A 26,124-nucleotide genomic window follows, 5' to 3' on the forward strand; every position below is an offset into this window, starting at 1 on the left:
AAGATGAGAAGGAGGGAAGATAAATGAAAAAGAGGATCAATAACCATCAGAGATCAACAATCAAAAAAGTGATGAATTATATCAGAAGATACTGGGGGTATCTTGGAATGTCCATTGTCCTTGCGGCAGTGACAGTTGCATTGACTTTATATCTGCCGGTATTGACCGGACGCGCAGTCGATCTGATCCTTGAAAAAGGAGTGGTGGATTTTGCAGGGATCCTTGCAATCCTGAAAAAGATGGCAGTCATTATCCTTCTGACTGCAGCTGCACAGTGGATCATGAATGCATGCAACAATAAGATCACTTATAATATTATCCGGGATATCCGGAAGGAAGCATTCGAAAAAATTGAAAGACTCCCATTAAAATATATTGACGGACATTCCTGCGGAGAGATCGTCAGCCGTGTCATTGCGGATGTGGATCAGTTTGCGGATGGTCTGTTGATGGGATTTACCCAGTTTTTCACCGGTATTGTAACGATTTTAGGTACATTGATCTTCATGCTCACAATCAGTGTGAAAATTACGGTGGCAGTTGTTGTAATTACACCGGTTTCGCTGCTTGTGGCAAGTTTTATCGCAAAGAAAACATTCTCTATGTTTAAATTACAGTCCGAGACGAGGGGAGAACAGACCGCATTTATCGAGGAAATGATCGGCAACCAGAAGGTTGTTCAGGCATTCTCCCATGAGGATGAGGCTTTGGAAAAGTTTGATGAGATCAACGGCAGATTACAGAAATGTTCTTTGAGAGCCATTTTCTTTTCCAGTATCACAAATCCAGCAACCCGATTTGTCAACAGTCTGGTGTATGCAGTCGTTGGCGTGGTAGGTGCATTTACTGCAATTGCAGGAGGTATTTCGGTCGGACAGCTTTCCGCGTTACTCAGTTACGCGAATCAGTATACAAAACCATTCAATGAGATTTCCGGTGTTGTGACAGAGTTACAGAATGCGCTGGCATGTGCGGCGAGGGTGTTTGAATTGATGGAGGAGCCTTCAGAAGTTCCGGATGCACCGGATGCAGTGAATTTGGAGGAGGCAGACGGTCATGTGGCGTTAGAGCATGTATCTTTCTCTTATGTGCCGGAACAGAAACTGATCGAGGACTTTAATCTTTCTGTAAAACCGGGACAGAGGGTAGCAATCGTCGGCCCGACCGGATGCGGAAAAACGACACTGATCAATCTTTTGATGCGTTTTTATGATACAAACAGCGGAACAATCCGTGTGAGCGGAGTGCCAGTCAATGATATGACAAGAAAGAGTCTTCGAAATAATTATGGTATGGTATTGCAGGAAACATGGCTGCGCAGTGGAACAATCCGTGATAATATCGTGATGGGAAAACCGGATGCAACTGATGAGGAAGTGATCGCAGCGGCAAAAGCTTCCCATGCACACAGTTTCATCAAGCGTCTGCCGCATGGTTATGACACCGTAATGGCAGAGGATGGCGGTAATCTTTCCCAGGGACAGAAACAGCTGTTATGCATTACCCGCGTCATGCTCTGCCTGCCGCCAATGCTGATCCTGGATGAGGCAACTTCATCCATTGATACGCGGACCGAGATCAAGATTCAGGAAGCGTTTGCAAAAATGATGAAAGGACGTACCAGTTTTATTGTGGCTCATCGTCTGTCGACCATTCAGGAAGCGGATATTATCCTGGTTATGAAAGATGGACATATTATTGAGCAGGGACGTCATGAAGAACTGCTGGCTAAAAAGGGATTCTATGCAAATCTTTATGAGAGCCAGTTTGTAAATACATCCTCACAGGCATAAGAATTTTTGAAAAACAAAAGTTATACTAATCCACATAATAAATGGTGCGTGAGCCATCAATGCTCTCCATTGTGGAGGTTGTGATAAAATCTTTGACTGCTTCTTTATCTCTTGCGAGAAGGCAGTCAAAGATTTTTTTTGCACTGTAGTATAATTCTTTGGTGCCGTATTTTTGTCCGTAGCGAACCCAGAGGCTACATACAAGATCGCGGAACGAGATAAAAAAGAGAGGGAGCAGAGTGTTGCCGCTGATGTAGGCAATCTCGTGGCTGAACTCAAAAATAAGAGAAGCAGTCTTTTCCGGGTCAGTACAGTTTTTCATCTGGTAGACATATTCCTGAAGCCCTAACAGTTCTTCATCTGATGCACGGTCAATCGCAAACCGGGTGGCTTCCACCATAAACATGATTCTTGCTTCCAGTACGGATTTTACTTCACGGTTTTTTAAAACGCCGCCATTGTAATTCATGATGGCAACGAGTGTGTCTAAAGAACCGTCTCTGTGATAGTCTGCTACAAAGGTTCCGATTCTTGGACGAACCACGAGGAAACCTTTCTTTTCCAGTTCCGCGATACCGGAGTTGATGACCGCACGGGACACTTTCATGGATTCCGCCAGTTCGCGTTCAGGTGGCAGTTTGGAGCCAATCTCAAGTTTGCCGGATAATATCATATTTTGCAGTTCATTTACAAAAAGTTCCCTCAGGGAAGGTGCATTCAGTTTTTTAAATTCCATAAAATCTCCTGTTCCTTCATGAATAAGTGTCTGTGAAACTCTCTTAGTAATATTGATTTTTTGTCAAGTATTCTATGTTTTAGGGAATTTCACAATTATTATTGAAGTTTGATATCTGAAATATTAAGTTTGTCTCTGGATAGACCAGATACCACGAAACTATTTTATAAAAGATACAAGTAAAAATCAATGATTCGACTTATTAAATTTTTGTGAAATTGACGATTCATTATCTGGCAGAGACAGAACCGGAAACTTGTATTTTAAGACAGATTCAGATATAATCAAAGGAAGCATGAAAAGAGTGGAGTGAATCATGAAGAAAAAGACCGTGACTTCTGAGACAGAAGAAATTACAATAGACAATAAAAAACAGAAAAGAAAGAGAGAAAAGAAAGCCTACCGGGAGATCCGGTGGGACAGGCTGGATAACACGGCACATCTTTTCCCTGTGATCGCAGGCGAGAATATGAGCAATGTCTACCGCATCAGTGTGACACTGACGGAGCTTGTACAGCCTGATATTTTGCAGCAGGCGTTAAACATCGTCCTTCCGAAGATGGATGGATTTAATTTAAGACTTCGCATGGGGGTATTCTGGTATTATTTTGAGGAGAATGGAAAGCCTGCACCGAAAGTACGTGAGGAGAGCAATTTTCCGTGCCGCTATATCCAGCAGAATCAAAACCACAGTTATATGTTCCGCGTGACTTATTATAAATACAGAATTAATTTGGAAGTGTTCCACGTGCTGACCGATGGAATGGGCGGCATTAACTTTTTGAAAGAGTTAACTTACCAGTATCTGCGTCTTGCGCACCCGGAACTGAAGGAGAAGGTGGGGGATTCCTTAAACAGTGGTACATCTTTAAACAGAGAGGACAGTTTCTTAAAAAATTATAAGAAGAGTTCTGCAAAAGGCTATCAGACAAAAAAGGCATATCTGTTAAAGGGAGAGCATCTGGGACCGGGAGAATTCGGCGTTATGCATGGGTATATGCAGATTCCGCAGTTGAAAGAGGTGTGTCACAGATACGGCTGCAGCATCAATGAATATTTGGTTTCCGTTTATATCTGGAGTGTGTATACGGAGTGTATGAAGGGAATGCCGTCCGCGAGTCCGATCCGCGTGGCAGTTCCGGTAAATCTGCGCCCATATTTTAATTCGATCACAACAAAGAATTTCTTTGTCATGGTGTCGGCAGAATTTCATCCGACAAAGGAAGTCTACACGTTTGCGGAAGTACTGGAGATCGTGCGTGATAATCTGAGAAGCCAGATCAACAGGGAGCATCTGGAGAAATTGTTTTCCTATAATGTATCCAATGAGAAACTGCTTGCTGCGCGCGCAGTACCGCTTTTCTTAAAAAATATTGCGATGAAGCTTGTGTATACAAAGTCTGCACTCGCCAATACAACGACGATCACAAATATCGGAAATATCGGTGTGGATGAGGAATACCGCCAATATGTGGAGATGTTCCATGCATTTCTTGCAATGTCGAAGGGACAGCATTTGAAGGGAACGATCTGTTCTTATGGAAGTACGCTGGTGTTTTCATTCAGCTTTGATCTGAAAGATGTTTCCGTGCAGCGGGGATTTTTCCGCAAAATCGCAGCAGACGGAATTGAGGTCGAGTTAGATACAAATGGTGTAACTGCCGATTAAGAAGAATGGATCAGGATAGAAAAAACAGGAAAGTAATGGTGTGAGATGAGCAGATGTAAACAATGTAATATAGAAGTTTTGGATGAGACGGAGCGCTGCCCGCTCTGTCACTCCGTATTAGAGCCTACGATAGAGGTGGAAAATATGTATCCCGATGTCAAGATCAAAACAAGACGGATGATGCTTTTGTCGCGAATTTATCTTTTCGTGGCGATCGTGGCAGAGGCGGTTTTAGTTGCAGTGAATCATTATGGTGATTTTGAGACGGCGTGGAGCCTTGTTACCGGTCTGATCTTTTTTTACGGATATCTGGTTGTCCGGTTTGCAATCCTTGGAAAAACCGGCTATATTGCCAAAACAATTGTTTTGACTTTAATTGCCATATTGATATTGATTGCAATCGATTTTGTGAATGGTTACCGGGGATGGTCGGTACGGTATGTGTTCCCGGCGGCGATCATTTTAGTCGATATAGGAATTTTGGTCTTGATGTGTGTGAACCGGAGGAACTGGCAGAGTTATATTATGTGGCAGATTTTTATGATTTTGTGCAGTTTTGTTCCGATTATTCTGTATCTGACCGGAATTATTTATGTGCCGTATCTGGCGCTCGCGGCACTCGGAACGTCTGTATTTTTGTTCCTTGGAACGCTGATCATCGGTGACAGAAGGGCAAGGGTGGAACTGAAGAGAAGATTCCATATCAGATAAGGAAACGACAGAAGTTTGAATAAGAGGGTTTATGATCAGAAAATTGACTTTGAAAAAAGAAAGAGAACATGAGACAAACGAAGCGAGCATCGCAGGAAATGTCATGCGTGACCTGATCGCGCATGTGACAAACGATAACCTGATCGGCAGGAAGATCAAAAGCGGTGAACTGCGGAAAAAAATGGTCGAACCGCCGTGGAAATGCCCGGATATGTTCACCATGACCACTATCGAGATGGAGCACTTCACAATGGAGTGGCTTGAATTAAAGGAAAATCCAAATGAGCAGAAGGTAATCTTACAGCTTCATGGCGGCGGGTATATCGGAGCGATGCGGAATGCATACCGCATGTTTGCGGGACTTTACAATGAAGTCAGCAAAGGGATGAGTGTACTCACCATTGATTACCGTGTAGCACCTGAAAATCCATATCCGGCGGCATTGGAAGATGCAGTGAGCGCATATCAGTGGCTGCTCGGTCAGGGCTGGTTTGCAGAGGATATCATTGTGGCAGGAGATTCCGCAGGAGGAGGGCTTGCGATGGCACTGTGCCATTATCTGAAAGATCATGGAATGCAGCTTCCATGTGGGATCGTTGCAATGTCTCCGTGGACGGATCTTATGGCAAGCGGTGAATCGTATGATACCAATTATGAGAGGGATCCGTTGTTCGGAAATACGAGGGACAGCCTGATCTATAACAAAGACTATGTGGGTGACCATGATCCGATGGATGCTTATATTTCACCTTTGTATGGGGATTTCAGAGGATTTCCGCCAATGCTCATTCAGGTAGGTTCTTATGAGATGCTGTTAAGTGATTCGGTGAGCGTTGCCTCGAAAGCGAGACATCAGGGTGTGAAAGTAAGACTCAGTATTTATGATGGAATGTTCCACATTTTCCAGATGGCAGCAAAAATGCTGCCAGAATCCAGAAAAGCGTGGGCTGAGATTGGAAAATTTATTGATGTTTTGTCAAATGACTGACATCCATATAAACAGGAAGACCATTTTCATAGGTGACATTGGATTCCCCCTGAATCAATGGAGTGAGGTAATCAATTAATTCCTGTGTAACATCATTGCCAGCGGCGTTGATCCATTCAGTAGGAACGGATTTGGCTTCGTTGGCAATATTTTTTATCTCGGCATATCCATATTCAATCGTATATGGATCGTCAGATACACGGTTCATGGTGACCATAGAAGCTGTTACGCCTTCCTCGGAGAGCGCAACGGCTTTTTTTCCTAATTCGACAGATTCCATAAGGTCTGTTTTGGATGCTAAATGGGCTGCACACCGCTGTAATACATTCACTTCGATGGAGCGGACTTTTACGCCTAATTTTTCTTTCACAAGGAATTCCAATGTTTTTCCGGCGCCGCTCAGCTGGCTGTGGCCAAATGTATCGACTGACTTCTCAGAAGCGCTGATGTAATTGCCGGATGCATCTCGGATACCCTCTGATACGGCAATGATAACGTTATTGCGTTCAAACAGCATACGTTTTACATCTAACAGGAAGTCGTCCGTATCAAACGGAACTTCCGGAAGATAAATCAAATGTGGAGCGGAATTATATCCGTTTCTTGCAAGAGCAGCGGCAGCGGTCAGCCATCCTGCGTCACGTCCCATGATCTCAATGATCGTAACACTCTTGACTGCGTAAATAAAAGTGTCATGGGCAATCTCTAAAACAGAGGAAGCAATGTATTTTGCAGCGGAACCAAAACCAGGAGTGTGGTCTGTCTCACACAGATCGTTGTCGATCGTTTTTGGAATGCCGATAATGCGGACATCGCTGCCGATTTTTTTGCCGTATTCGGATAATTTTAAAACGGTGTCCATAGAGTCGTTTCCGCCAATGTAGAAGAAGGCGCCGACATTGTATAATTCAAACTGTTTGAAGATAAAAACATATGAGGAATCATCATCCAGATAATCCGGCAGTTTATGACGGCAGGAACCTAAATACATTGCCGGTGTTGTTTCCAGACGATCCAGATATGCCGGATTTTCATTCATAATTTCTGTCAGATTTAATAAATGATTGTTTAAGATGCCAAGGATTCCATTTACAGATCCATAGACAGTCTCATACTGATCAGATGCCATGACTCCACGGATCACACCTGCAAGGCTGGCGTTAATTGCAACTGTCGGGCCACCGGACTGTGCGACCATTACATTTTTTAAACTCATAGTTTACTCCTTAATAATTCATTAACTTTTGTTAAAAATAGTATCCATTTCTTTTTCTTTTGTTATAATGAAAAAGATAGATTTTTTGAAAAAATCTTTTTGACTGCTATATAATAGCGGAAAATAACGTGTTTAGCAAGAGGTAGCAGGTGTGAAATGTGATTTATGTCCAAGAAAATGCCTTGTAGACTGGAAAAAGGGTGAAAAAGGAATCTGTGGGCAGACAGAAAATTTAAAAGTAGCGAGGGCGGCACTTCATTTCTGGGAGGAACCTTGCATTTCGGGAGATGCGGGATCTGGAGCGGTATTTTTTTCGGGGTGTCCGCTGCATTGTGTATTCTGTCAGAATGAGAATATCGCAAACGGAACGGTTGGAAAAGAAATCTCTCTGGAGCGGCTCGTGGATATTTTTCTTGAATTGCAGGAAAAAAGAGCCAATAATATCAATCTTGTGACACCGGGACATTTTGTGCCGCAGATCGTGAAGGCTCTGGATCAGGCACGAAAGGAAGGGCTTACGCTTCCGGTTGTATACAATACAAGCAGTTATGAGACGGTTGACACGATCAAAATGCTAGAGGGTTACGTCGATATTTATTTGCCGGATTTTAAATATATGAGCCCGGTTTTGAGTAAAAAGTATTCCCATGCTCCGGATTATGCAGAGGTTGCAAAGGCAGCGATCGCAGAGATGGTGCGGCAGACAGGAAAGGCTGTGTTTGTAAATGGAGAGGAAGATAACCTTATTTTAAGTGGAACGATCGTAAGACATCTGACACTGCCCGGTTGTATGGCGGATTCCATGCAGATTTTAAAATATCTGCATGATACTTACGGAGATAAGATTTATATCAGTATCATGAACCAGTTTACCCCACTTTCTAATCTGGAAAAGTATCCGGAATTGAATCGCAGGATTACCGATGAGGAATATGAGACACTGGTGGATTATGCGATCGATATCGGGATAGAAAATGGTTTTATCCAGGAGGGGGACACAGCGGAAGAGAGTTTTATCCCGGCATTTGACTGTGAGGGCGTGTAACCTTGAAAATGAGAACAATATTTTCCGGTGGAAAAAATTTCCAAAAAAATAAGGAAAATTATATTTACATAATATGGGAAAATGCTATAATTAGCTTCGTATGATTACAAAGAAGGAATAGCAGCGAAATTACTGCAGACAGATTCTTTATCATAATAGAGTGAACTACGAAAATTTACTATAAGTAATTGGAAATGCAGACGAGGAGGAGACGAGAATGAATTTTCTAAATTTAGTTCAGGGCGCAGCCGGAAAGGTAAAAGGGGTTGCGACTTTGCTTAGCGGGCTGACAAAGACACAGGCAATCATAGCAGGTGTAGCCACTGTGACAGCAGTTGGCGGTGTCGGAACAGGAGGATATTTCTTATATGACCATTTTCATCAGCCGGAACCAATTGTGGCGGATGTTGTGATAAGTACAGAGGTGGCAGAAGAACCGACGGAAGAAGTTGTGGCAGTTGAAGAGGTTGTCACGGAAGAGACAGAGGCGGCAGAACCGGAAACCGTTACATTGGTCGGAAGTTCTATTGAGAAGGATCTGAAGATCAAGATACAGGACGAGTCCTCGAAAAATGTAAAGGGACAGCCTTTTGAAATCACGATCAAGGCAGACAAGAAGAAGGCAAAATCAACTACATATTCAGATGATGATAAAGATGGTATTATTTACATTAAAAGTATTGATGCCGGAAAATATGATGTCTCTTTGAATGAGATTGACGGATATATCTCAAAAGAAAATTCTTACAAATTAACGGTTAAGGATAAGATTGAATACACCAAGGTAGATGTCAAAGACGAGATCAAATCCGCAGCAGAAGTAGCACCGGCAGAGGATGCAGAGGTAGACAATGTTGAGGTGGAGGCTGTTATTCAGGATACAGTGGAAACGGTTGACAGCACCTGCACACCATCCAAAGTTGGGGCAGGAGATGTGGATACTTCCAATTTCCCGAAAGCTTCTGTTGGTGGATCTACAAAAGTGGACATTGCACAGGCAGCAGTGACGGCTTCCGCAAAACGTGTGGGATACCATGCTACAGGAACGGAATCATCTGGTGTGACTACATCATCCGAGACATCATCGGAAACAGCAACACCAAAATCATCAGAAACAACAGCACCAAAATCATCAGAAACAACAACACCATCGGAAACGACAACACCGGGTGAAGGCGGTCAGGGAACTGGCGGTGATCAGAATGGAACACCTGGAGACAAAACAGATGGTACAGAGACAAAGCCGGATGATACGAAACCAGATAAATATGAAATTACCATTGTCCATATGTTTTATAAAAACGATGGAAAAACAAAAGCAGACAAAGCAGATGAAAAAGAGACAGTAACGGTTGCAAAGGATGCGAAAACGGTGTCATCTGCAAAAACATATGACGGATATAAAGCTTCCAATGGTACAACCTTTACGATTCAGGATGGCGCGAAAGAGTATACCATCAAATGGGTTGCAACAGCAGCAGATAAAGTTACTTATAAGGTAACACATAATTTCTTTCAGGCTGATGGAAAGACCAAAGCAGAAGAATCCAAAAGTGAAGATATCACAGTAGATGCTACTGTTACTGAGATACAGGCATCTTCTTATGAAGCACAGGGATATAAACTGGTAGAAGGTTCCACGAAGATCAAAGTGGCAGCAGGCACAACAGCATACACATTAAACTGGGTAAAAGCTGCAACCGCAGCTAGTGCATCCGTCACAGTACCACAGACGGCAGCTTTATATAACAGCACTATTAATAATGCAAATGCAATTGGTCTTACAGCAACATTGACAGACGCAGGCAATATTATCACAAATATTACATGGGCTAGCAGCAACGAAAAAGTTGTAAAGGTATCCAATGGAGCGAAAACAGGATGTACACTGACAGCAGTTGGAAAAGGAAGTGCAACTGTAACAGGTACGATCACATACTTATCCAAACCGGGCGATACCAAGACAACCGCAAGTGACAAGAAAATCACATGTACAGTTACAGTCAATGATTTTACTGGAAATACAACAACCCAGTTAAAAGATAAATCCGGTAGATTACTTTACAAAGATTCCGAGTGTAAAAAACCAGCAACCGTGGCAGATTACAATGCAAACGGAACTTACTACACCGAGCCGGTTTACACCGGATGGCAGACCATTGATGGAAAAGTATATTACTATACCAGCAACCATCAGCGTGTAACAGGAAGTCAGGTGATCAGCGGTATCTCTTACAACTTCGGAAGTGATGGAGCATTACAGCAGGGTTCCGGAAAGAACGGTATTGATGTATCCAGCCATCAGGGAAATATCGACTGGGCATCTGTAAAGGCAGCAGGTATCAATTTTGCAATTATCCGTGTCGGTTACCGCGGATCACAGACAGGAGCATTGGTAGAGGATTCCTGCTTCAAGAAAAATATTCAGGGTGCAACTGCAAACGGCATTAACGTTGGTGTTTACTTCTTCACACAGGCTACAACTGAGGCAGAGGCTGTTGAGGAGGCAAGTATGGCATTGACCTTATGCTCCGGATACAATCTTTCTTACCCGATTTTTGTTGATACAGAGAACGGAAGCGGAGCAGCCCGTGCCAACGGATTAGATAAAGGCACCAGAACAGCATGTGTGGCTGCGTTCTGTAAGACCATTGCAAATGGTGGAAGAAAAGCAGGTGTTTACGCAAGCAAGAGCTGGTACAACAATAAAATTGATGCATCCGCATTCAGTAACTACTTTATCTGGGTTGCACAGTACAACACAACCTGCAATTACAAAGGAAAATATAACATGTGGCAGTACTCTTCCAAGGGAAGTGTTCCTGGAATCAAGGGAAATGTCGATGTAAATATTGCATATTAATTTATGGGTTTTAAAGGGATGACCGGTATCTGTTCAGATACCGGTTGTTTTGCGCATAACAATCAATAAGGAGAACAGGTTTGCCATATTATAATAAGAAAGAGTATCCAAAACAGATATGGGTGTCGCAGATACCGGAGCGTGAAGTTTCTTTGTTAAGAGAAAATCTTACAGGAATAAAACAAACTACATTTGTATTAATGAAAAAAGAGAAAGTCTTTCATCAGCTGTCAGAGAAGCGGAGCAGAGATATCATTTTTCTATCTTCGGATCAGTTCCTTTTAGATCTTGCCAGAGATGTGGACGTCCCGGCGATTGCCTATCAGAAGCCGGAAATGGATACATTTCTTCATGCTGATATGGTCGTTGAGGGGTTCGAGGAAGTCGATATGATTTTTTTTACAGCGCGTGTATGAGAGACATTTCAATATCCCGTGGACGATTCTGGAGACGAAACGCTGTATTGTGAGAGAATTGGAGCTTTCTGATATGGATGACCTTTTTTCCATGTATGCAGAACCCGGAATGACCGATTATATGGAGGGGTTATATGAATATGAGGAAGAGCTGGAATATCAGAAAGCCTATATCGAAAATATGTATCGTTTTTATGGATATGGAATGTGGCTTGTTTTTGAGAAAAAAACGGGTACGCTGATCGGCAGGGCTGGTGTGGAACATCGGGAAGAGTTAAATGGAGATATGGAATTGGGTTATGCGATCCGGACATCCTTTCAACATCAGGGTTATGCCTATGAAGTCTGTCAGGCGATCATGCAATATGCAGGAGAGGAGCTGCAGGTACATCTCTTGCACTGCCTGATTCAAAAAGAAAATACTCTTTCTGAAAAACTTGCCATAAAATTAGGTTTTTCATATTGCGGTGACCGGGAAATAGACGGCATCCTGATGTCAGATTATCAGATAGAATGGTGATGGAAGCCGGATGCAAAGTTTAAGCGTTGATTTTTGATAGAAAATAAAATATAATCATATATTATACACAAAAGCATAGATAAAAGTGGGTGATCTACATGGCAGAACTTTCGTCAGAAGAATTAGAGAAAATCGTAAAAGAAGAGGACAATAGTATCAAACCAATGAAGGAGTTTGAGAGTCCCGAAAAATTATATCAGGAATTGATCGCCAGTGTCCGTAAGTATCATCCATCTACGGATATCAGTCTGATAGAGAAGGCATACAACATTGCATACGAGGCACATAAGGGGCAGGTAAGAAAATCGGGAGAACCGTATATCATCCATCCATTGTGCGTTGCGATTATTTTAGCAGAGTTAGAGCTTGATAAGGAGACGATCGTAGCGGGACTTTTGCATGATGTGGTGGAAGATACCGTTATGACCGACGAGGAGATCAAACAGGAGTTTGGTGCAGAGGTTGCACTGCTGGTAGATGGTGTCACAAAATTAGGGCAGTTGTCCTACGATGCGGATAAGGTGGAAGTTCAGGCAGAGAATTTAAGAAAAATGTTCCTTGCCATGGCAAAGGATATCCGTGTGATCCTGATCAAACTGGCAGACCGCCTGCATAATATGCGGACACTGAAATACATGACGCCGGAGAAACAGAAGGAAAAAGCGCGCGAGACAATGGATATCTATGCGCCGATCGCCCAGCGTCTTGGTATTTCCAAAATTAAGATCGAATTAGACGATCTGTCTTTAAAATATTTAGAGCCGGAAGCATACTATGATCTGGTTCATCAGATCGCCCAGAGAAAAAGTGTCAGGGATGATTATGTCCAGAGCCTTGTGGAAGAGGTAAAAAAACATATTCACGAAGCCGGAATTCCGGCGCAGATTGATGGGCGGGCAAAGCACTTTTTCAGTATTTATAAGAAAATGAAGAATCAGGATAAAACGCTGGATCAGATTTATGATCTGTTTGCAATCCGTATTATCGTGGATTCCGTAAAAGACTGTTATGCGGCACTTGGTGTCATCCATGAGATGTATAAACCGATCCCTGGCCGGTTCAAAGATTACATTGCCATGCCAAAACCGAACATGTATCAGTCACTTCACACGACATTGATCGGACCGACAGGACAGCCGTTCGAGATCCAGATCCGTACCTATGAGATGCACCGCACTGCTGAGTACGGTATCGCCGCTCACTGGAAATACAAAGAGGCAAGCAATAATGGCGGTGCTGCAGCACCAATGACCGTTACCGAGGAAGAGAAGTTAAGCTGGCTGAGACAGATTTTAGAGTGGCAGAGGGATATGTCCGATAACAAGGAGTTTATGAGTCTGTTAAAAAGTGATCTCGACCTGTTTTCGGATACGGTTTTCTGCTTCACACCGACAGGAGATGTAAAAAACCTGCCAAACGGTTCTACGCCAATTGATTTTGCGTACAGCATCCATTCGGCGGTCGGAAACAAAATGATCGGAGCCAAAGTCAACGGAAAGCTTGTTCCGATTGATTATGTGATCCAGAATGGTGACCGGATTGAGGTGTTGACTTCTCAGAATTCCAAGGGACCAAGCCGCGACTGGCTGAATATTGTAAAGAGCACGCAGGCAAAGAATAAGATCAATCAGTGGTTCCGAAGTGAGTTGAAGGAAGAAAATATCGTAAGAGGAAAAGAACTGCTTGCATCCTGTTGTAAATCAAAGGGGATCAACCTTTCCGATATCAACAGACCAGAGTATCAGGATAAAATCATGCGAAAGTATGGTTTTCACGACTGGAATTCCTGCCTTGCAACTGTTGGTCATGGCGGTTTAAAAGAAGGTCAGATCGTGAACCGCATGTACGAGGAATATAAGAAAGACCACCTTGCACGTATTACAGACGAGGAAGTTCTTGAGACAATCTCCGAAAATAAAGAAAAAGTCCCGGAGAAAAAATCAAAGAGCGGTATCATTGTAAAGGGACTTTATGACGTGGCAGTCCATTTTTCAAAATGCTGCAGTCCGGTTCCGGGGGACGAGATCGTAGGATTTGTGACAAGAGGACGCGGTGTTTCCATTCACCGGACAGATTGCATCAACATCATCAATCTTTCAGATATGGAGAGAGAACGTCTCATCGATGCAGAGTGGCAGCATGATGAAGAATCCGGCAATTCCGGTCTTTATCTGGCAGAGATCAAAGTATTCTGCAATAACCGTACCGGGCTTCTCGTGGATATCACAAGAGCCTTTACAGAGCGTGCGATTGATATCAATGCGATCCATTCCAAGACGAGTAAGCAGGGAATCGCAACCATTGATATTTCATTTAACACAAAAGGAAAAGCAGAGTTGACGAGCGTGATCGACAAGCTTCGTCAGATAGACAGTATTATTGATATTGAGAGAACCACCGGCTGATCTGGCTCAGGTGGTTTCTTTCATCTTTTTATGGAGGAAGAAAAAGATGGCACCATTAAGTATACAGATATATGTAGTAGGTCCGGTACAGACCAATTGCTATTTTGCGATCAATGATGACACAAAAGAAGTACTGATCATTGATCCGGGTGCAAGTGCAAAACAACTTGCAGAGAAAGTGAAAGAGCAGGGATTGAAACCTGTGGCAATTCTTCTGACACATGGACATTTTGACCATGCGACAGGGGCAGGGGAGCTGGCGCAGCTTTTGCATATAAAAATATACGCGCAGGAAAAAGAAAAAGAGACACTGGAAAATCCGCAGTTGAATCTGAGCGGATGGCAGGGAAGCGAGCTTGTGTTCTATGCCGATGAATATTTAAAAGATGAGCAGGAAATAGATCTTGCAGGATTTCATATACGGGTATTTTTAACACCGGGACATACGGTGGGAGGCTGCTGCTATTATTTTCCTTATCAGAACACGTTATTCAGCGGAGACAGCCTCTTTCAGACTTCTATTGGAAGGACTGATTTCCCGAAGGGAAGTGCTTCCCAGCTGATCCATGCGATCCGGGAAAAACTCATGCCGCTTCCTGATGAGACCGCCGTGTATACAGGGCATGGAGATATGACAACGATTGGAACAGAGCGGATGTACAATCCATATTTGTAGGAGGAAAGCATGATATTAGCAAAATTAAACCAGCCGGAATTTGAGTATGACATACATTCGCTCATCAAAGCATTTTTCCCGGAGGAAAATGTGAGTGCAACGGCAGAAGATAAAAAATATGAGGAAGAGATCACCTTACAGTTTCAGGTGGAGTATGAGCCACAGCAGATAAAAATTGAGTGGAAGGAAAAAAATCAGGAGAGTCATGACCGAAGTTTTCCGGTAGATTTTTTAGACCGCACGGAAACGAAAAACGAATTGAAACAGAATTTTTATCAGATATTATCAGAGATCACGGGCAAAAAGCTTCCGTGGGGGACTCTGACAGGAATCCGGCCAACGAAAATCCCGATGAAATTTTTAGAGGAAGGAAAAACGGAGGCAGAGATCAGAGCCTACATGCAAAAAACGTACTTTGCATCCGATGAGAAAATCGATCTTTCCATTGATATCGCAGAGCGTGAGCTTGAAATCTTAAAAAAGATCGATTACGAGAACGGCTACAGTCTTTATATCGGAATCCCATTCTGTCCGACAACCTGCCTGTATTGTTCGTTTACATCCTACCCATTAGTGAGCTGGAGACAGAAAGTGGACAGCTATCTGGATGCCTTGGAAAAAGAACTGGATTATGTAGCAGTAAAATTTGGAAAAAAACATCTGAATTCCATTTACATTGGAGGGGGCACACCGACAACACTGGAGCCATATCAGCTTGACCGGCTGATCCGTAAAATCCGATGCAGCTTTGATCTGTCACACTGTCTGGAGTTTACAGTGGAAGCCGGACGTCCGGACAGCATCACAAGAGAAAAATTAGAAACGTTGAAAAAATGGGACATCACAAGAATTTCCATCAATCCGCAGACGATGAAAGATGAGACATTAAAAATCATCGGGCGCAGGCATACCGTGGCACAGACCGTGGAGAGTTTTCAGCTTGCGAGAGAGCTTGGATTCGATGATATTAACATGGATCTTATCATGGGACTGCCGGAGGAAAGCCTTGAGGATGTCAGGGATACCTTAGAGCAGGTAAAAGCGTTAAAACCGGATAATCTTACCGTGCATTCACTTGCATTAAAGAGGGCGGCACGGCTTAACATGTTTAAGGAAGATTATAAAGATTACAAGATGGTCAACACCACAGAGCATATGAACCTCACCGCAGAATATGCAAAAGAGATGGGATTAGAACCATATTATCTGTATCGGCAGAAGAGCATGGCTGGCAATCTGGAAAATGTCGGTTACGCAAGTCCGGGGAAAGCAGGAATTTATAACATTCTGATCATGGAGGAGAAACAGACCATCGTGGCGTGCGGAGCGGGAGCTTCGACAAAACGTGTCTGGAATGAGCCAAATCCGGACGGCACTCATCGGATCGAAAGATGCGAGAATGTCAAGGATGTAGCGCAGTACATCGAGAGAATTGATGAGATGATTGAGCGGAAGCAGAAACTTTTTGCAGAAGAATAAAAGGTTTTTTTTTCCTGAAATAGTACATCAAATGAGGGTTAGTACATCAAAAAATTACCCAATAATACTGAATAACCTATGAGATGTATTGAAACAACCTAATAACTGTGCCTTAAAGGACGAATTCATTTTAGAAGATGAGTTCGTCCTTTTCTCATATATTCCAAAATGACGGTAGGACTGTTCACAAGTTTTATGGTAAAATTTGAATACAAATTGAGCAACAAATCTGGGAAAACATAATCATCAATGTGTAAAATGTGATAGTCATGAGGAAAAAACGAGAATCACCGAAAGGATGTGGGAGGCATTGTGCGGGACGAGGATCAAACAACCAGCAGCCTTGGCTGTATTATTTGTTCTAATGTTTATTGGTGGATGTTTTTTTGTGAAAGCCAATCAGGCAAAGGAATTTGAGAAAAACGATTATGGGGTGTTTTTAAATGCGGACGCCTCATCTTTGGAACGATTTAAAATGTATGAAACGATTGTAATTGATGCACAGTATTTTACAAAAAGGGATATTGAATTGCTCCATCAAAATGGAACAGTCGTATATACATATCTAAATATTGGGTCGATTGAAAACTTCAGGGAGTACTATACAACCTATGCGGAACTGGCAATCGGTGAGTATGAGCATTGGGAGGAAGAACAATGGGTGGATGTAGCAAAACCAGACTGGCAGAAGTTTATAGGACAGCTTTCTCAGGAACTATATGAAAAAGGTGTTGATGGGTTCTTTATAGATAATTGTGATGTATATTATTACGCTCCACGCGAGAGTATTTTTGAAGGTCTTACAGCTATTCTGCAAAATATTATGATGTTTGAGAAAGCGGTCATCATCAATGGCGGAGATACTTACGTGGCAGAATATAGAGAACGCTATGGTGATATTACTCCTATTATGACAGGCGTAAATCAGGAATCCGTATGGAGCAGCATCGATTTTGATAAAGGAACATTTCATGAGCAAATGAGCGAGACGAGGGATTATTTCTGCAAATATTTGGAAGCGTGCAAAGCAGATGGAATGGAAGTATATCTGTTGGAATATACAACGAACCCAAAACTAATCCGAAAAATAAAAGAATACTGCAAGGAGCAAGACTTCCATTTTTATATTTCCAGTTCCCTTGAACTTAGATAATGAGTGTTGAGAAATACGAAAAGTATGCGGTTGCTTTTTCTGGAACAGGATAATGTTACTACTATTATTTGATTGACAAAAATTAGATAGGTTTTATAATTGATATTAAGAATTGTTCCTAATAACGAGTTGGATAGAAACAACTAAAAAATAGAAGAAAAGGGGGTAAGATTATGTTTGAGATGAAACCAGAGTATTACATTGGAATAAAAATGATTGATGAACAACATAAACAGTTGTTTAAATATGCGGATGAAGCATATAGCAGATTATGAAGATTTTGACATACCTTACGGAATGGTTAGTAAATCATATTTTGTATGTTGATGGACAGATTCCACAGGAATGATGTCATATATAGGAGTTTATGAAAGAGATTTATGGATGAAAAACAGTTAAGCATAGATATCGTTGGTTTGGCAGGAGCATATTCTTATGCATTAGATTGTATAGAAGCCGAACTGGTTAATATTACAAATAAGCATGGAAAAAGAGTTGCATACATAAGTGTATGCATGGCAAAATATTGGAATGTCGAAAACGATGCATTGCAAGATTTAGCAATTTGTGCATTACTACACGATAATGCCCTGACACAATATATTACCGAAGAAGTAAAAAAGAATCCTGGTATAGACATAGGGGAAGGTTTTTTGAATGAAAAAGCAAATCTTCACTGTATTTATGGCGAAAACAATATTGCTAAAATTCCATTTAAGACAAATGTATCAAATGTAATTTTATATCATCATGAACATGCTGATGGAAAAGGACCATTTAAAAAGGCTTGGCAGGAGGTTCCTTTATTTGCAAGGATTATTCATCTTGCGGATGTAATAGATGCGATTGCTAACAACATAAAATGTAGACAGGAAAAATGGGATAAATGTTGTGAATTTCTTGTAAAACAAAAAGGATTATTATTTGATGATGAGTGTGTAGAAGCCTTTTTTGAAATGATATCAAAAGAAACATTTGTTTCGTTAGAGGATGGATCTTTTGAGTCAAAGTTATGGGAGATCGTTCCAAGAAAAAAACAGATGTTTGATTGGAATACTTGTAAAAATATTGCAGATTTCTTTGCGAATATTGTTGATTATAAATCTCCCTTTACAAGCAGACACTCTATTGGTGTTGCAGAAAAGGCTGCGCAGTTTGCAAAGTATATTGGATATGATGTTTTAGATATCGAAAAAATGTATCTGGCGGGAGCATTGCATGATATCGGAAAAATGGCGGTCGGTAATGAAATATTAGAAAAACCGGATAAACTTACGGATGAAGAATTTGATAAAATGAAAAACCATGCGGGCTACACATATCTTATATTGTCACAAGTAGATGGTTTTGAAGATATACGAGATTGGGCTGCACTACATCATGAAAAACTAAATGGGAAAGGGTATCCATTTGGAAAAACTGCAGATGAATTAAATGAACAAGAACGAATTATGGCATGTGTTGATATTTATCAGGCGCTTACGGAAGAACGTCCATATAAGAAAGGAATGTCGCATGAAAAAACATGTGATATACTTGATGAAATGGCAGAAAAAGGTTTTGTGGATGCAGATATTTCACGTAAAATGAGAGATTGTTTTCATTAGCATAGTATGAATGTTACAGAAAAACGGGTAGCCATTAACTCATTGGTATAGTTTGCGACGGGAGCAAATTCATTCATGATGCCCTTATAGATTTCAGCAGGGATGGTCCAAAGATCAGTATCTTTCTCTGCTTGTCGAAAGTGATGGATGGAATGTATAATATTGTTAATGATTCAGAGATATTTATTTTGGAAAAAGTTTAATCAATTTGGAGGTATAAAATGAAAGCACATAAGTATTGGTCAATCGGAGCGTTAATTACTATGATTGGAACTTTTTATACTGGATATAAAGGCTCTAAATCAGGTCATAAGTATTTTGCATGCAGCACTCTTATATGTATGATCATGTCCATGTATACGGGACATAAAATGATTTCAGGTAATAAGAGAACAAGAAAACAAGTAGAAAATACAGAAGCAGAGGAATAAAATATGTTAGAAGTAGGAAAAAAAGCACCGGACTTTGAATTGCCGGATCAGAACGGAGAAGTGCATAAATTAAGTGATTATTTAGGTAAAAAAGTAATTTTATATTTTTATCCAAAGGATAACACGGCAGGCTGTACAAAACAGGCATGTGGTTTTTCAGAGCGTTATCCTCAATTTACCGAGAAAGGTGCAGTGATCCTTGGAGTCAGTAAGGATTCTGTAGCCTCTCACAAGAGATTTGAAGAAAAATATGGACTGGCATTTACGCTATTAGCAGATCCGGAGCGTAAAGTTATTGAAGCATATGATGTCTGGAAAGAAAAGAAAAGCTATGGAAAAGTATCTATGGGTGTAGTAAGAACTACATATCTTATTGATGAGCAGGGAATCATTATAAAGGCAAATGATAAAGTCAAGGCGGCAGATGATCCTGAAAATATGCTTAAGGAATTGGCATAATGAAGATTATTTTATCACCTGCAAAAAAGATGATTGCAGATACCGATAACTTAGCACCGGTTGAACTGCCTGTCTATATTGATAAGACAGCAGAAGTATTAAACTGGATGAAAAGCAATTCAAAAGAAGAACTGAAAGCTATCTGGAAATGTAATGACAAGATTGCAGAGCAGAACTTTAACAGATTGGAAAATATGGATCTTTATAACAGGCTTACTCCGGCTGTTTTAGCATATGAAGGGATTGCATTTCAATATATGGCACCATCTGTGTTTGAAATCCAGCAGTTTGAGTATTTGCAAAATCATTTAAGAATCTTGTCTGCGTTTTATGGCATTTTAAAACCAATGGATGGTGTGACTCCTTATCGTCTTGAAATGCAGGCAAAGGTTGGAATTGGAGATGCAAAAAATCTGTATGAGTACTGGGGAGAATTGTTATACCGCTCAGTAATCGATGACAGTAGGATTATCATTAATCTTGCATCAAAAGAATACTCAAAATGTATAGAAAAGTATCTGACACCACAGGACAGATATATTACGATTGTATTTTGTGAGTTATCCGGAGATAAATTGGTAACAAAAGGTACCTATGCCAAGATGGCTCGTGGTGAAATGGTCAGATTCATAGCAGAAAATAATATTGAAAATCCGGTGGAGATTCAGAAATTTGACAGACTCGGATATTCGTTTAGGTCTGATTTATCTTCAGATTCAGAATATGTATTTGAACGCAAAATAAAATAGTGATTCAGATAAAAGATGCTTGGTTTGGCATCTTTTATAATAATGAGAATTATTACTATTTTCGTTGATAATAGGATAATAGAGGTAAACAATTTTAATTTAGAAACAATCCTAATAAGGAGAACGAATGATAAGTAGGAGAAATACCATTCAAAAAGATCTTGTAAGAAATGCCGTATACGAAATGAGAAGACACGTTACGGCAAATGAAGTGTATGAATTTGTAAAAGAAGCATATCCTACAATCGGAAAAGGAACTGTATATAGAAATCTTGATATATTGGTAGAGGAAGGTGCATTAAGAAAGGTTGAAGTTCCGGATGGACCGAACCGATTTGATTTTACATTGAAAAATCATTACCATGTAAGATGTATAAAGTGCGGTGAAATTTTTGATGTGGATATGGATCAAATACCGGATTTGCTGGAAAGAATTCATAACACTCATGGAATTGAGTTTTTGGATTATGATATTTCATTTAAAGGCATTTGCCCGAAATGCAGGGAGAAGGTAAAGAAAGAAAAAAATGGATAGGAAAGCAATGTATAAGTTAAGGTATGGGAATGCCGTAACTGCGGAGAACCTATGCAGGAATTAAAAGCCGGAGTGACAGATGCTGCTGTTGAGAAGCACGCACCTGTATATACAGTGGAAGGCAGTCATGTTCATGTCGTGGTCGGAGAGACAAAACATCCAATGCTTGAAGAACATTTCATTGAGTGGATTACATTAAATACCAATCAGGGAATATACAGAAAACAGTTAAATCCAGGGCAGGAGCCGGTAGCAGATTTTTGTCTTTGCGATGGTGAACAGGTAGAAGAAGTATATGCATATTGTAACCTGCATGGATTATGGAAATGCTAAAAGCATTTATACATATTAAGATTAAAGAACAACACAAATATAACAGTAATATAGGCTGTGTATTAATATATTTACAAGGATATTTCCGGTTCCTTTTTTAGAATGGGAAGCGGAGAAACAGTAGAGAGGAGAATACTACATTCCTTGATAACTGAATATACAAATGCATACAGGACGTGACGTGCGGAGCCGGAAATGTCACCAAGAGAGTTTATGTGGACGGTAGAATCGTATACCTGATATCTTGGAGACAGATGAAAGGATTGAAATGCCTGCAAAAGCTGAGATCAGAAAAACATTTATGATAAATTAAAAAATGAAAAAGACATTCTTCCATAAATCTTAAAGAATGCTTTAAAATTATGTGTTATAGTGATACCTGTTAAAAAGAAAAATCTGGCAGACAACAAAAGAAAAGCCAGCAGAGATGAAAAGGAGATATCGATTATTATGAAAAAAAGATATGCGTTATTATTGACAGGTTTATTAACATTATCACTTGCAGCAGGATGTGGCGCTAAGACTGACAATGCAGGAGAGACTTCTGCACCGGCGGTTTCTGAATCACAGGCAGCAGAGAGTACGGAGCAGACAGCAGATGTACAGAACACAGCAGATCAGGGAGAGGAAAAGACAATCACAGGAACAATTGATGAAATCAAAGATTTCATGTTTATTATCACAGATGAGTCTGGCGCAGCATATGAATTCAGCTTTGAGACAGCACCGGAAGGACTGGAAAATGTAGCTGGTGGAGATACTGTAAAGGTTACATATACAGGTGAAATCTCAGAGGTTGATCCATTTAATGGAACTGTTATTTCTGTTGAAAAGCAGTAAGCTTATAAAACCGAAAAGAATGATGAAAGAGCGATACCACAGCGTACCGCTCTTTTTTTTCGGAAACGTACCGATTTATACAAAATACTTTGACATGAGTTATATCAAACCGTATAATAGACAAGGATAAGCAACGCCAGGCACAGGTCTGGCTGTCTGAGATAGATGAAAACGGAGGAAAACCAATGGCATTAAGCAAGAAGCCGGTAAACGGCATGAAAGATATTTTACCAGAGGAAATGCAGATTCGTGATTATGTGCAGCAGGTGATCAAAGAGACATACCGGAATTTCGGTTTTACACAGATTGAGACCCCTTGCATGGAAAACATTGCAAATTTAAGCAGCAAGCAGGGTGGTGAGAACGAGAAGTTAATTTTAAAGTAATGAAGCGTGGCGAGAAGCTAAAGATCGCAGAGGCAAAGGATGAAACAGATTTAGTGGATTTTGGAATGCGTTATGATCTGACGGTTCCATTGGTTCGTTATTATTCGAACAATGCCAATGATCTCCCATCTCCATTTAAGGCGTTACAGATGGGAAATGTGTGGCGTGCAGACAGACCGCAGCGCGGACGTTACCGTCAGTTTATGCAGTGTGACATTGATATTATCGGAGAACCGAGTAATCTCGCAGAGATAGAACTGATTCTTGCAACAACTACAACGATCGGAAAATTAGGATTTAAAAATTTTGAGATCCGTATCAATGAGAGACGTATTTTGAAAGCAATGGCAGCCTACAGTGGTTTTGCAGAGGAAGATTACGATACCGTATTCATTATCCTTGATAAAATGGACAAGATCGGTCTTGATGGTGTCGCAGAAGAACTTGCAAAAGAAGGTTATGCAAAAGAATCCATCGACAAATACCTCGGACTTTTCAAAGGTGTGGAGGAAGCAGGAAACGGAATCGATGGAATCTGTTATATCGCAAAGACTCTGGAAGGCTTTTTAGAGGAAGACGTTGAGAAAAACTTATTAGAGATCATTAACAGTGTCAACGCTGCAAAACAGGCAGATTTCAAACTGGTATTTGATCCGACTCTTGTTCGCGGCATGAGCTACTATACCGGAACGATTTTTGAGATCGCGATGCCGGAGCTTGGCGCAGCCTGCGGCGGCGGTGGACGTTACGATAAGATGGTTGGCAAGTTCACAGGACAGGATGTACCGGCCTGTGGATTTTCCATCGGTTTTGAACGCATTGTACTCTTATTGATGGAGAGCGGATTTACAGTTCCGATGCAGCGTCCGAAAGTTGCATATCTCATCGAGAAAGGCTATCCGGCAGACAAGCTCGTCGATGTGATCGCAAAAGCGCAGGAGGAGCGTCAGGCTGGCAAACAGGTATTAGTTGTCCGCATGAACAAGAACAAGAAGTTCCAGAAGGAAAAACTTGCAGCGGAAGGCTATAAGGATATTGTGGAATTTTTTAATAACTAGATAATTCAGAATGGAAACGCTATAGCAAAAACTATGGCGTTTTTCTTTCTATTGCGAGAAAAAACGTTGAAAAATAGCACTTCATGGTGTAAGATTAAAAAAGTGTCAAAGCAGGATCTGCTGCAATGATAAAACCTATAAAGACAGGCAGTCTGGACAGCCTGAATGATACAAAGGCTATTTAACGTCCCGATTGCTGTAAGGAATAAAAAACAAGGAGTTAAGAAAATGATTCAGTCAAGAACTCATAATTGTAACGAGTTACGTCTTTCCGATGCAGGTAAAAACGTAACAATCGTTGGATGGTATGAGAACATCCGTAAAGTAAGTAAAAATCTTGGATTCCTGATTCTTCGTGATTTCTATGGTACAACTCAGGTTGTGATCGAGACCGAAGAGATGATGCAGGTGATCGACAGTGTGAATAAGGAGTCTACGATCTCTGTGACAGGTGTGGTAAGAGAGCGTTCCAGCAAGAACAAAGACCTTGCGACTGGTGAGATCGAAGTTGTTCCGGAGAAGATCGAAATTTTGGGAAAATGTATTTACAATGCACTTCCATTTGAAATCAACCAGTCCAAAGATGCAGATGAGAACACAAGATTAAAATACCGTTATCTTGATCTTCGTAACCCTGCTGTCAAAGGAAACATTGTATTGAGAAGTAAGATCGTTGCCGAACTTCGTCAGAAGATGAACTCCTTAAACTTCATGGAGATCACAACACCGATCCTTACCTGTTCTTCCCCGGAAGGAGCAAGAGATTACCTTGTTCCTGCAAGAAATCATCCGGGAAAATTCTATGCACTGCCACAGGCACCACAGCAGTTCAAACAGATTTTAATGGCATCCGGGTTTGACCGTTATTTCCAGATCGCACCATGCTTCCGTGATGAGGATGCAAGAGCAGACCGTTCTCCGGGAGAGTTTTATCAGCTGGATATGGAGATGGCATTTGCTTCCCAGGAGGACGTATTCTCAGTTGTAGAAGAAGTATTGCCACCTGTATTTGAAAAATATGGTGTATACAAGACAGCTTCCAAAGCACCATTTGTCCGTATTCCATATCTGGAGTCTATGGATAAGTATGGAAGTGATAAGCCGGATCTTCGTATTGACCTTGTATTACAGGATGCAACAGAAGTTATGGCAGACTGCGGATTCGGACCATTTGAGGGACAGACTGTAAAAGCAATCGTAGTTGACGGATTTACTGCGACCAGAAAAGTGATCGATGGAATCTGCGCAGAAGTAGAAGTTCAGACTGCAAACAAAGCATTCTGGTTCAAATTAGATGAAAATGGAGAACTTGTCGGAGGAATTTCTAAGTTCTTACAGGATAGAAAAGAAGCTGTGATCGCAGCCCTTGGATTAAAACCGGGTGATTTTGTTGGTCTGACAGCAGGCAAAAAATTAGCCGCACAGAAAACAGCAGGTGTTCTCCGTAAACTTCTCGGTGCAGCAAGCGATAAGCATATGAAGAAAGACTGCTACGAGTTCTGCTGGATCGTTGATTTCCCAATGTATGAGATCGGTGAGGAATCCGGGGAATTAGAGTTCTGTCATAATCCATTCTCTATGCCACAGGGCGGAATGGACGCATTAAACAATCAGGATCCATTAGATATCCTGGCATACCAGTATGACCTTGTATGTAACGGTGTTGAGCTGTCCTCCGGTGCAGTACGTAACCATGATCCTGAGATCATGATCAAAGCTTTTGAGTTAGTCGGACTCGGCGAGGATGATGTGAAAGCAAAATTCCCTGCCATGTACAATGCATTCTGTTATGGAGCACCACCACATGCCGGTATCGCTCCGGGTGTAGACCGTATGATCATGCTCATCTGTGGAGAGGAAAGTATCCGTGAGATTATTCCATTCCCGATGAACAAAAATGCAATGGATATCATGATGGGCGCACCTGCAACTGTTGAACAGAAACAGTTGGATGATGTGCATATTGCGATCAAAATGCCTAAAGAGGATTAACCGGAGTTTAACTTATGAACTGCCGCCTGTAGGTGGTGGCACGGATTTCCTAAGGTTATGTTGT

21 protein-coding genes and 3 pseudogenes are annotated in these 26,124 nt (G+C 41.3%); 21 read left to right on the top strand and 3 right to left on the bottom strand.

Annotation, left to right across the window (positions count from 1 at the left end; genetic code table 11):
* Positions 1–23 precede the first annotated feature (23 nt).
* Positions 24–1,793, top strand: coding sequence for an ABC transporter ATP-binding protein (locus ROSEINA2194_RS09440; RefSeq protein ID WP_007886097.1), 1,770 nt, complete (start codon positions 24–26; stop codon positions 1,791–1,793).
* A gap of 25 nt (positions 1,794–1,818) precedes the next feature.
* On the opposite strand, the gene ROSEINA2194_RS09445 is transcribed toward ROSEINA2194_RS09440, so the two are convergent.
* The gene (locus tag ROSEINA2194_RS09445) at positions 1,819–2,529 is read right to left on the bottom strand and encodes a FadR/GntR family transcriptional regulator (RefSeq protein WP_007886098.1); all 711 of its coding nucleotides are present in this window, start codon (positions 2,527–2,529) and stop codon (positions 1,819–1,821) included.
* Between the two features lie 316 nt (positions 2,530–2,845).
* On the opposite strand from ROSEINA2194_RS09445, the gene ROSEINA2194_RS09450 reads away from it, so the two are divergent.
* The 3 genes from ROSEINA2194_RS09450 to ROSEINA2194_RS09460 are packed head-to-tail and all read left to right on the top strand — an operon-like array spanning position 2,846 to position 5,897.
* On the top strand, positions 2,846–4,198 hold the full coding sequence (locus ROSEINA2194_RS09450) for a hypothetical protein (RefSeq protein ID WP_007886099.1): 1,353 nt from the start codon (positions 2,846–2,848) through the stop codon (positions 4,196–4,198).
* A gap of 45 nt (positions 4,199–4,243) precedes the next feature.
* Entirely contained in the window at positions 4,244–4,909 is a 666-nt protein-coding gene (locus tag ROSEINA2194_RS09455) for a DUF6320 domain-containing protein (protein WP_007886100.1), read from the top strand.
* A 31-nt stretch (positions 4,910–4,940) separates the two neighbouring features.
* A complete protein-coding gene (locus ROSEINA2194_RS09460) occupies positions 4,941–5,897 on the top strand; it encodes an alpha/beta hydrolase (protein WP_007886104.1) in 957 nt (318 codons plus the stop codon).
* Here the strand turns inward: ROSEINA2194_RS09460 and ROSEINA2194_RS09465 are convergent.
* Positions 5,872–7,113 (bottom strand): 6-phosphofructokinase, encoded by a 1,242-nt coding sequence (locus ROSEINA2194_RS09465; protein ID WP_007886112.1) that lies wholly within the window; start codon positions 7,111–7,113, stop codon positions 5,872–5,874. The genes ROSEINA2194_RS09460 and ROSEINA2194_RS09465 overlap by 26 nt on opposite strands.
* A 151-nt stretch (positions 7,114–7,264) precedes the next feature.
* On the opposite strand from ROSEINA2194_RS09465, the gene ROSEINA2194_RS09470 reads away from it, so the two are divergent.
* The 9 genes from ROSEINA2194_RS09470 to ROSEINA2194_RS09505 all read left to right on the top strand — a co-directional run bounded on the left by ROSEINA2194_RS09470 (position 7,265) and on the right by ROSEINA2194_RS09505 (position 19,277).
* Positions 7,265–8,158, top strand: coding sequence for a radical SAM protein (locus ROSEINA2194_RS09470; RefSeq protein WP_007886114.1), 894 nt, complete (start codon positions 7,265–7,267; stop codon positions 8,156–8,158).
* A gap of 217 nt (positions 8,159–8,375) precedes the next feature.
* A complete protein-coding gene (locus ROSEINA2194_RS19735; protein WP_007886116.1) occupies positions 8,376–11,021 on the top strand; it encodes a GH25 family lysozyme in 2,646 nt (881 codons plus the stop codon).
* An 80-nt stretch (positions 11,022–11,101) separates the two neighbouring features.
* Complete coding sequence (locus tag ROSEINA2194_RS19740) at positions 11,102–11,437, top strand: hypothetical protein (RefSeq protein ID WP_007886117.1); 336 nt, start codon at positions 11,102–11,104, stop codon at positions 11,435–11,437.
* Between the two features lie 49 nt (positions 11,438–11,486).
* Positions 11,487–11,957, top strand: coding sequence for a GNAT family N-acetyltransferase (locus tag ROSEINA2194_RS09480; protein WP_172727083.1), 471 nt, complete (start codon positions 11,487–11,489; stop codon positions 11,955–11,957).
* Positions 11,958–12,055: 98 nt separating this feature from the next.
* The gene (locus ROSEINA2194_RS09485; protein WP_007886119.1) at positions 12,056–14,362 is read left to right on the top strand and encodes a RelA/SpoT family protein; all 2,307 of its coding nucleotides are present in this window, start codon (positions 12,056–12,058) and stop codon (positions 14,360–14,362) included.
* Positions 14,363–14,408: 46 nt separating this feature from the next.
* Positions 14,409–15,038, top strand: a complete 630-nt coding sequence (locus ROSEINA2194_RS09490) for an MBL fold metallo-hydrolase (RefSeq protein WP_044927562.1) — start codon at positions 14,409–14,411, stop codon at positions 15,036–15,038.
* Positions 15,039–15,047: 9 nt separating this feature from the next.
* On the top strand, positions 15,048–16,517 hold the full coding sequence (hemZ, locus tag ROSEINA2194_RS09495; RefSeq protein WP_007886121.1) for a coproporphyrinogen dehydrogenase HemZ: 1,470 nt from the start codon (positions 15,048–15,050) through the stop codon (positions 16,515–16,517).
* A 388-nt stretch (positions 16,518–16,905) separates the two neighbouring features.
* Positions 16,906–17,670: an endo alpha-1,4 polygalactosaminidase gene (locus ROSEINA2194_RS09500; protein WP_227970415.1), complete on the top strand. Its 765-nt coding sequence runs from the start codon at positions 16,906–16,908 to the stop codon at positions 17,668–17,670.
* A gap of 380 nt (positions 17,671–18,050) precedes the next feature.
* Positions 18,051–19,277, top strand: coding sequence for an HD-GYP domain-containing protein (locus tag ROSEINA2194_RS09505; protein ID WP_007886123.1), 1,227 nt, complete (start codon positions 18,051–18,053; stop codon positions 19,275–19,277).
* Between the two features lie 17 nt (positions 19,278–19,294).
* On the opposite strand, the pseudogene ROSEINA2194_RS23545 reads toward ROSEINA2194_RS09505, so the two are convergent.
* Positions 19,295–19,411 (bottom strand): annotated as a pseudogene (locus tag ROSEINA2194_RS23545) (Crp/Fnr family transcriptional regulator); the annotation flags it as partial.
* Positions 19,412–19,498: 87 nt separating this feature from the next.
* Here ROSEINA2194_RS23545 and ROSEINA2194_RS09510 point away from each other — a divergent pair.
* The 8 genes and pseudogenes from ROSEINA2194_RS09510 to aspS all read left to right on the top strand — a co-directional run bounded on the left by ROSEINA2194_RS09510 (position 19,499) and on the right by aspS (position 26,060).
* Positions 19,499–19,708 carry a DUF6219 family protein gene (locus tag ROSEINA2194_RS09510; RefSeq protein ID WP_007886125.1) on the top strand — a complete coding sequence of 70 codons (210 nt, stop codon included), beginning with the start codon at positions 19,499–19,501 and terminating at the stop codon, positions 19,706–19,708.
* A gap of 3 nt (positions 19,709–19,711) precedes the next feature.
* On the top strand, positions 19,712–20,167 hold the full coding sequence (gene bcp, locus ROSEINA2194_RS09515; RefSeq protein ID WP_007886140.1) for a thioredoxin-dependent thiol peroxidase: 456 nt from the start codon (positions 19,712–19,714) through the stop codon (positions 20,165–20,167).
* Positions 20,167–20,916 (top strand): peroxide stress protein YaaA, encoded by a 750-nt coding sequence (yaaA, locus tag ROSEINA2194_RS09520; protein ID WP_007886145.1) that lies wholly within the window; start codon positions 20,167–20,169, stop codon positions 20,914–20,916. Before bcp ends, yaaA begins: the two co-directional genes overlap by 1 nt.
* A 127-nt stretch (positions 20,917–21,043) precedes the next feature.
* Positions 21,044–21,451: a Fur family transcriptional regulator gene (locus ROSEINA2194_RS09525; RefSeq protein WP_007886148.1), complete on the top strand. Its 408-nt coding sequence runs from the start codon at positions 21,044–21,046 to the stop codon at positions 21,449–21,451.
* Between the two features lie 39 nt (positions 21,452–21,490).
* Positions 21,491–21,784 (top strand): annotated as a pseudogene (locus tag ROSEINA2194_RS09530) (desulfoferrodoxin family protein); the annotation flags it as partial.
* A gap of 450 nt (positions 21,785–22,234) precedes the next feature.
* On the top strand, positions 22,235–22,624 hold the full coding sequence (locus ROSEINA2194_RS09535; RefSeq protein ID WP_044927563.1) for a hypothetical protein: 390 nt from the start codon (positions 22,235–22,237) through the stop codon (positions 22,622–22,624).
* Between the two features lie 185 nt (positions 22,625–22,809).
* Positions 22,810–24,068 (top strand): annotated as a pseudogene (gene hisS, locus ROSEINA2194_RS09540) (histidine--tRNA ligase).
* 228 nt (positions 24,069–24,296) lie between these two features.
* Entirely contained in the window at positions 24,297–26,060 is a 1,764-nt protein-coding gene (aspS, locus tag ROSEINA2194_RS09545) for an aspartate--tRNA ligase (RefSeq protein ID WP_044927564.1), read from the top strand.
* The last annotated feature ends 64 nt before the right edge of the window (positions 26,061–26,124 follow it).

It is taken from the genome of Roseburia inulinivorans DSM 16841 (assembly GCF_000174195.1).
In the GTDB taxonomy this organism is placed as follows: domain Bacteria; phylum Bacillota; class Clostridia; order Lachnospirales; family Lachnospiraceae; genus Roseburia; species Roseburia inulinivorans.

Coding starts and splice junctions, on each gene's coding strand:
- ROSEINA2194_RS09490 (WP_044927562.1), top strand. CDS start 14,409: ATGGCACCATTAAGTATACAGATATATGTAGTAGGTCCGGTACAGACC.
- ROSEINA2194_RS09535 (WP_044927563.1), top strand. CDS start 22,235: ATGAAAAAAAGATATGCGTTATTATTGACAGGTTTATTAACATTATCA.
- ROSEINA2194_RS09505 (WP_007886123.1), top strand. CDS start 18,051: ATGGATGAAAAACAGTTAAGCATAGATATCGTTGGTTTGGCAGGAGCA.
- ROSEINA2194_RS09465 (WP_007886112.1), bottom strand. CDS start 7,113: ATGAGTTTAAAAAATGTAATGGTCGCACAGTCCGGTGGCCCGACAGTT.
- ROSEINA2194_RS09525 (WP_007886148.1), top strand. CDS start 21,044: ATGATAAGTAGGAGAAATACCATTCAAAAAGATCTTGTAAGAAATGCC.
- ROSEINA2194_RS19735 (WP_007886116.1), top strand. CDS start 8,376: ATGAATTTTCTAAATTTAGTTCAGGGCGCAGCCGGAAAGGTAAAAGGG.
- hemZ (WP_007886121.1), top strand. CDS start 15,048: ATGATATTAGCAAAATTAAACCAGCCGGAATTTGAGTATGACATACAT.
- ROSEINA2194_RS09450 (WP_007886099.1), top strand. CDS start 2,846: ATGAAGAAAAAGACCGTGACTTCTGAGACAGAAGAAATTACAATAGAC.
- ROSEINA2194_RS09445 (WP_007886098.1), bottom strand. CDS start 2,529: ATGGAATTTAAAAAACTGAATGCACCTTCCCTGAGGGAACTTTTTGTA.
- aspS (WP_044927564.1), top strand. CDS start 24,297: ATGATTCAGTCAAGAACTCATAATTGTAACGAGTTACGTCTTTCCGAT.
- ROSEINA2194_RS09510 (WP_007886125.1), top strand. CDS start 19,499: ATGAAAGCACATAAGTATTGGTCAATCGGAGCGTTAATTACTATGATT.
- ROSEINA2194_RS09460 (WP_007886104.1), top strand. CDS start 4,941: ATGATCAGAAAATTGACTTTGAAAAAAGAAAGAGAACATGAGACAAAC.
- ROSEINA2194_RS09440 (WP_007886097.1), top strand. CDS start 24: ATGAAAAAGAGGATCAATAACCATCAGAGATCAACAATCAAAAAAGTG.
- bcp (WP_007886140.1), top strand. CDS start 19,712: ATGTTAGAAGTAGGAAAAAAAGCACCGGACTTTGAATTGCCGGATCAG.
- ROSEINA2194_RS09455 (WP_007886100.1), top strand. CDS start 4,244: ATGAGCAGATGTAAACAATGTAATATAGAAGTTTTGGATGAGACGGAG.
- yaaA (WP_007886145.1), top strand. CDS start 20,167: ATGAAGATTATTTTATCACCTGCAAAAAAGATGATTGCAGATACCGAT.
- ROSEINA2194_RS09485 (WP_007886119.1), top strand. CDS start 12,056: ATGGCAGAACTTTCGTCAGAAGAATTAGAGAAAATCGTAAAAGAAGAG.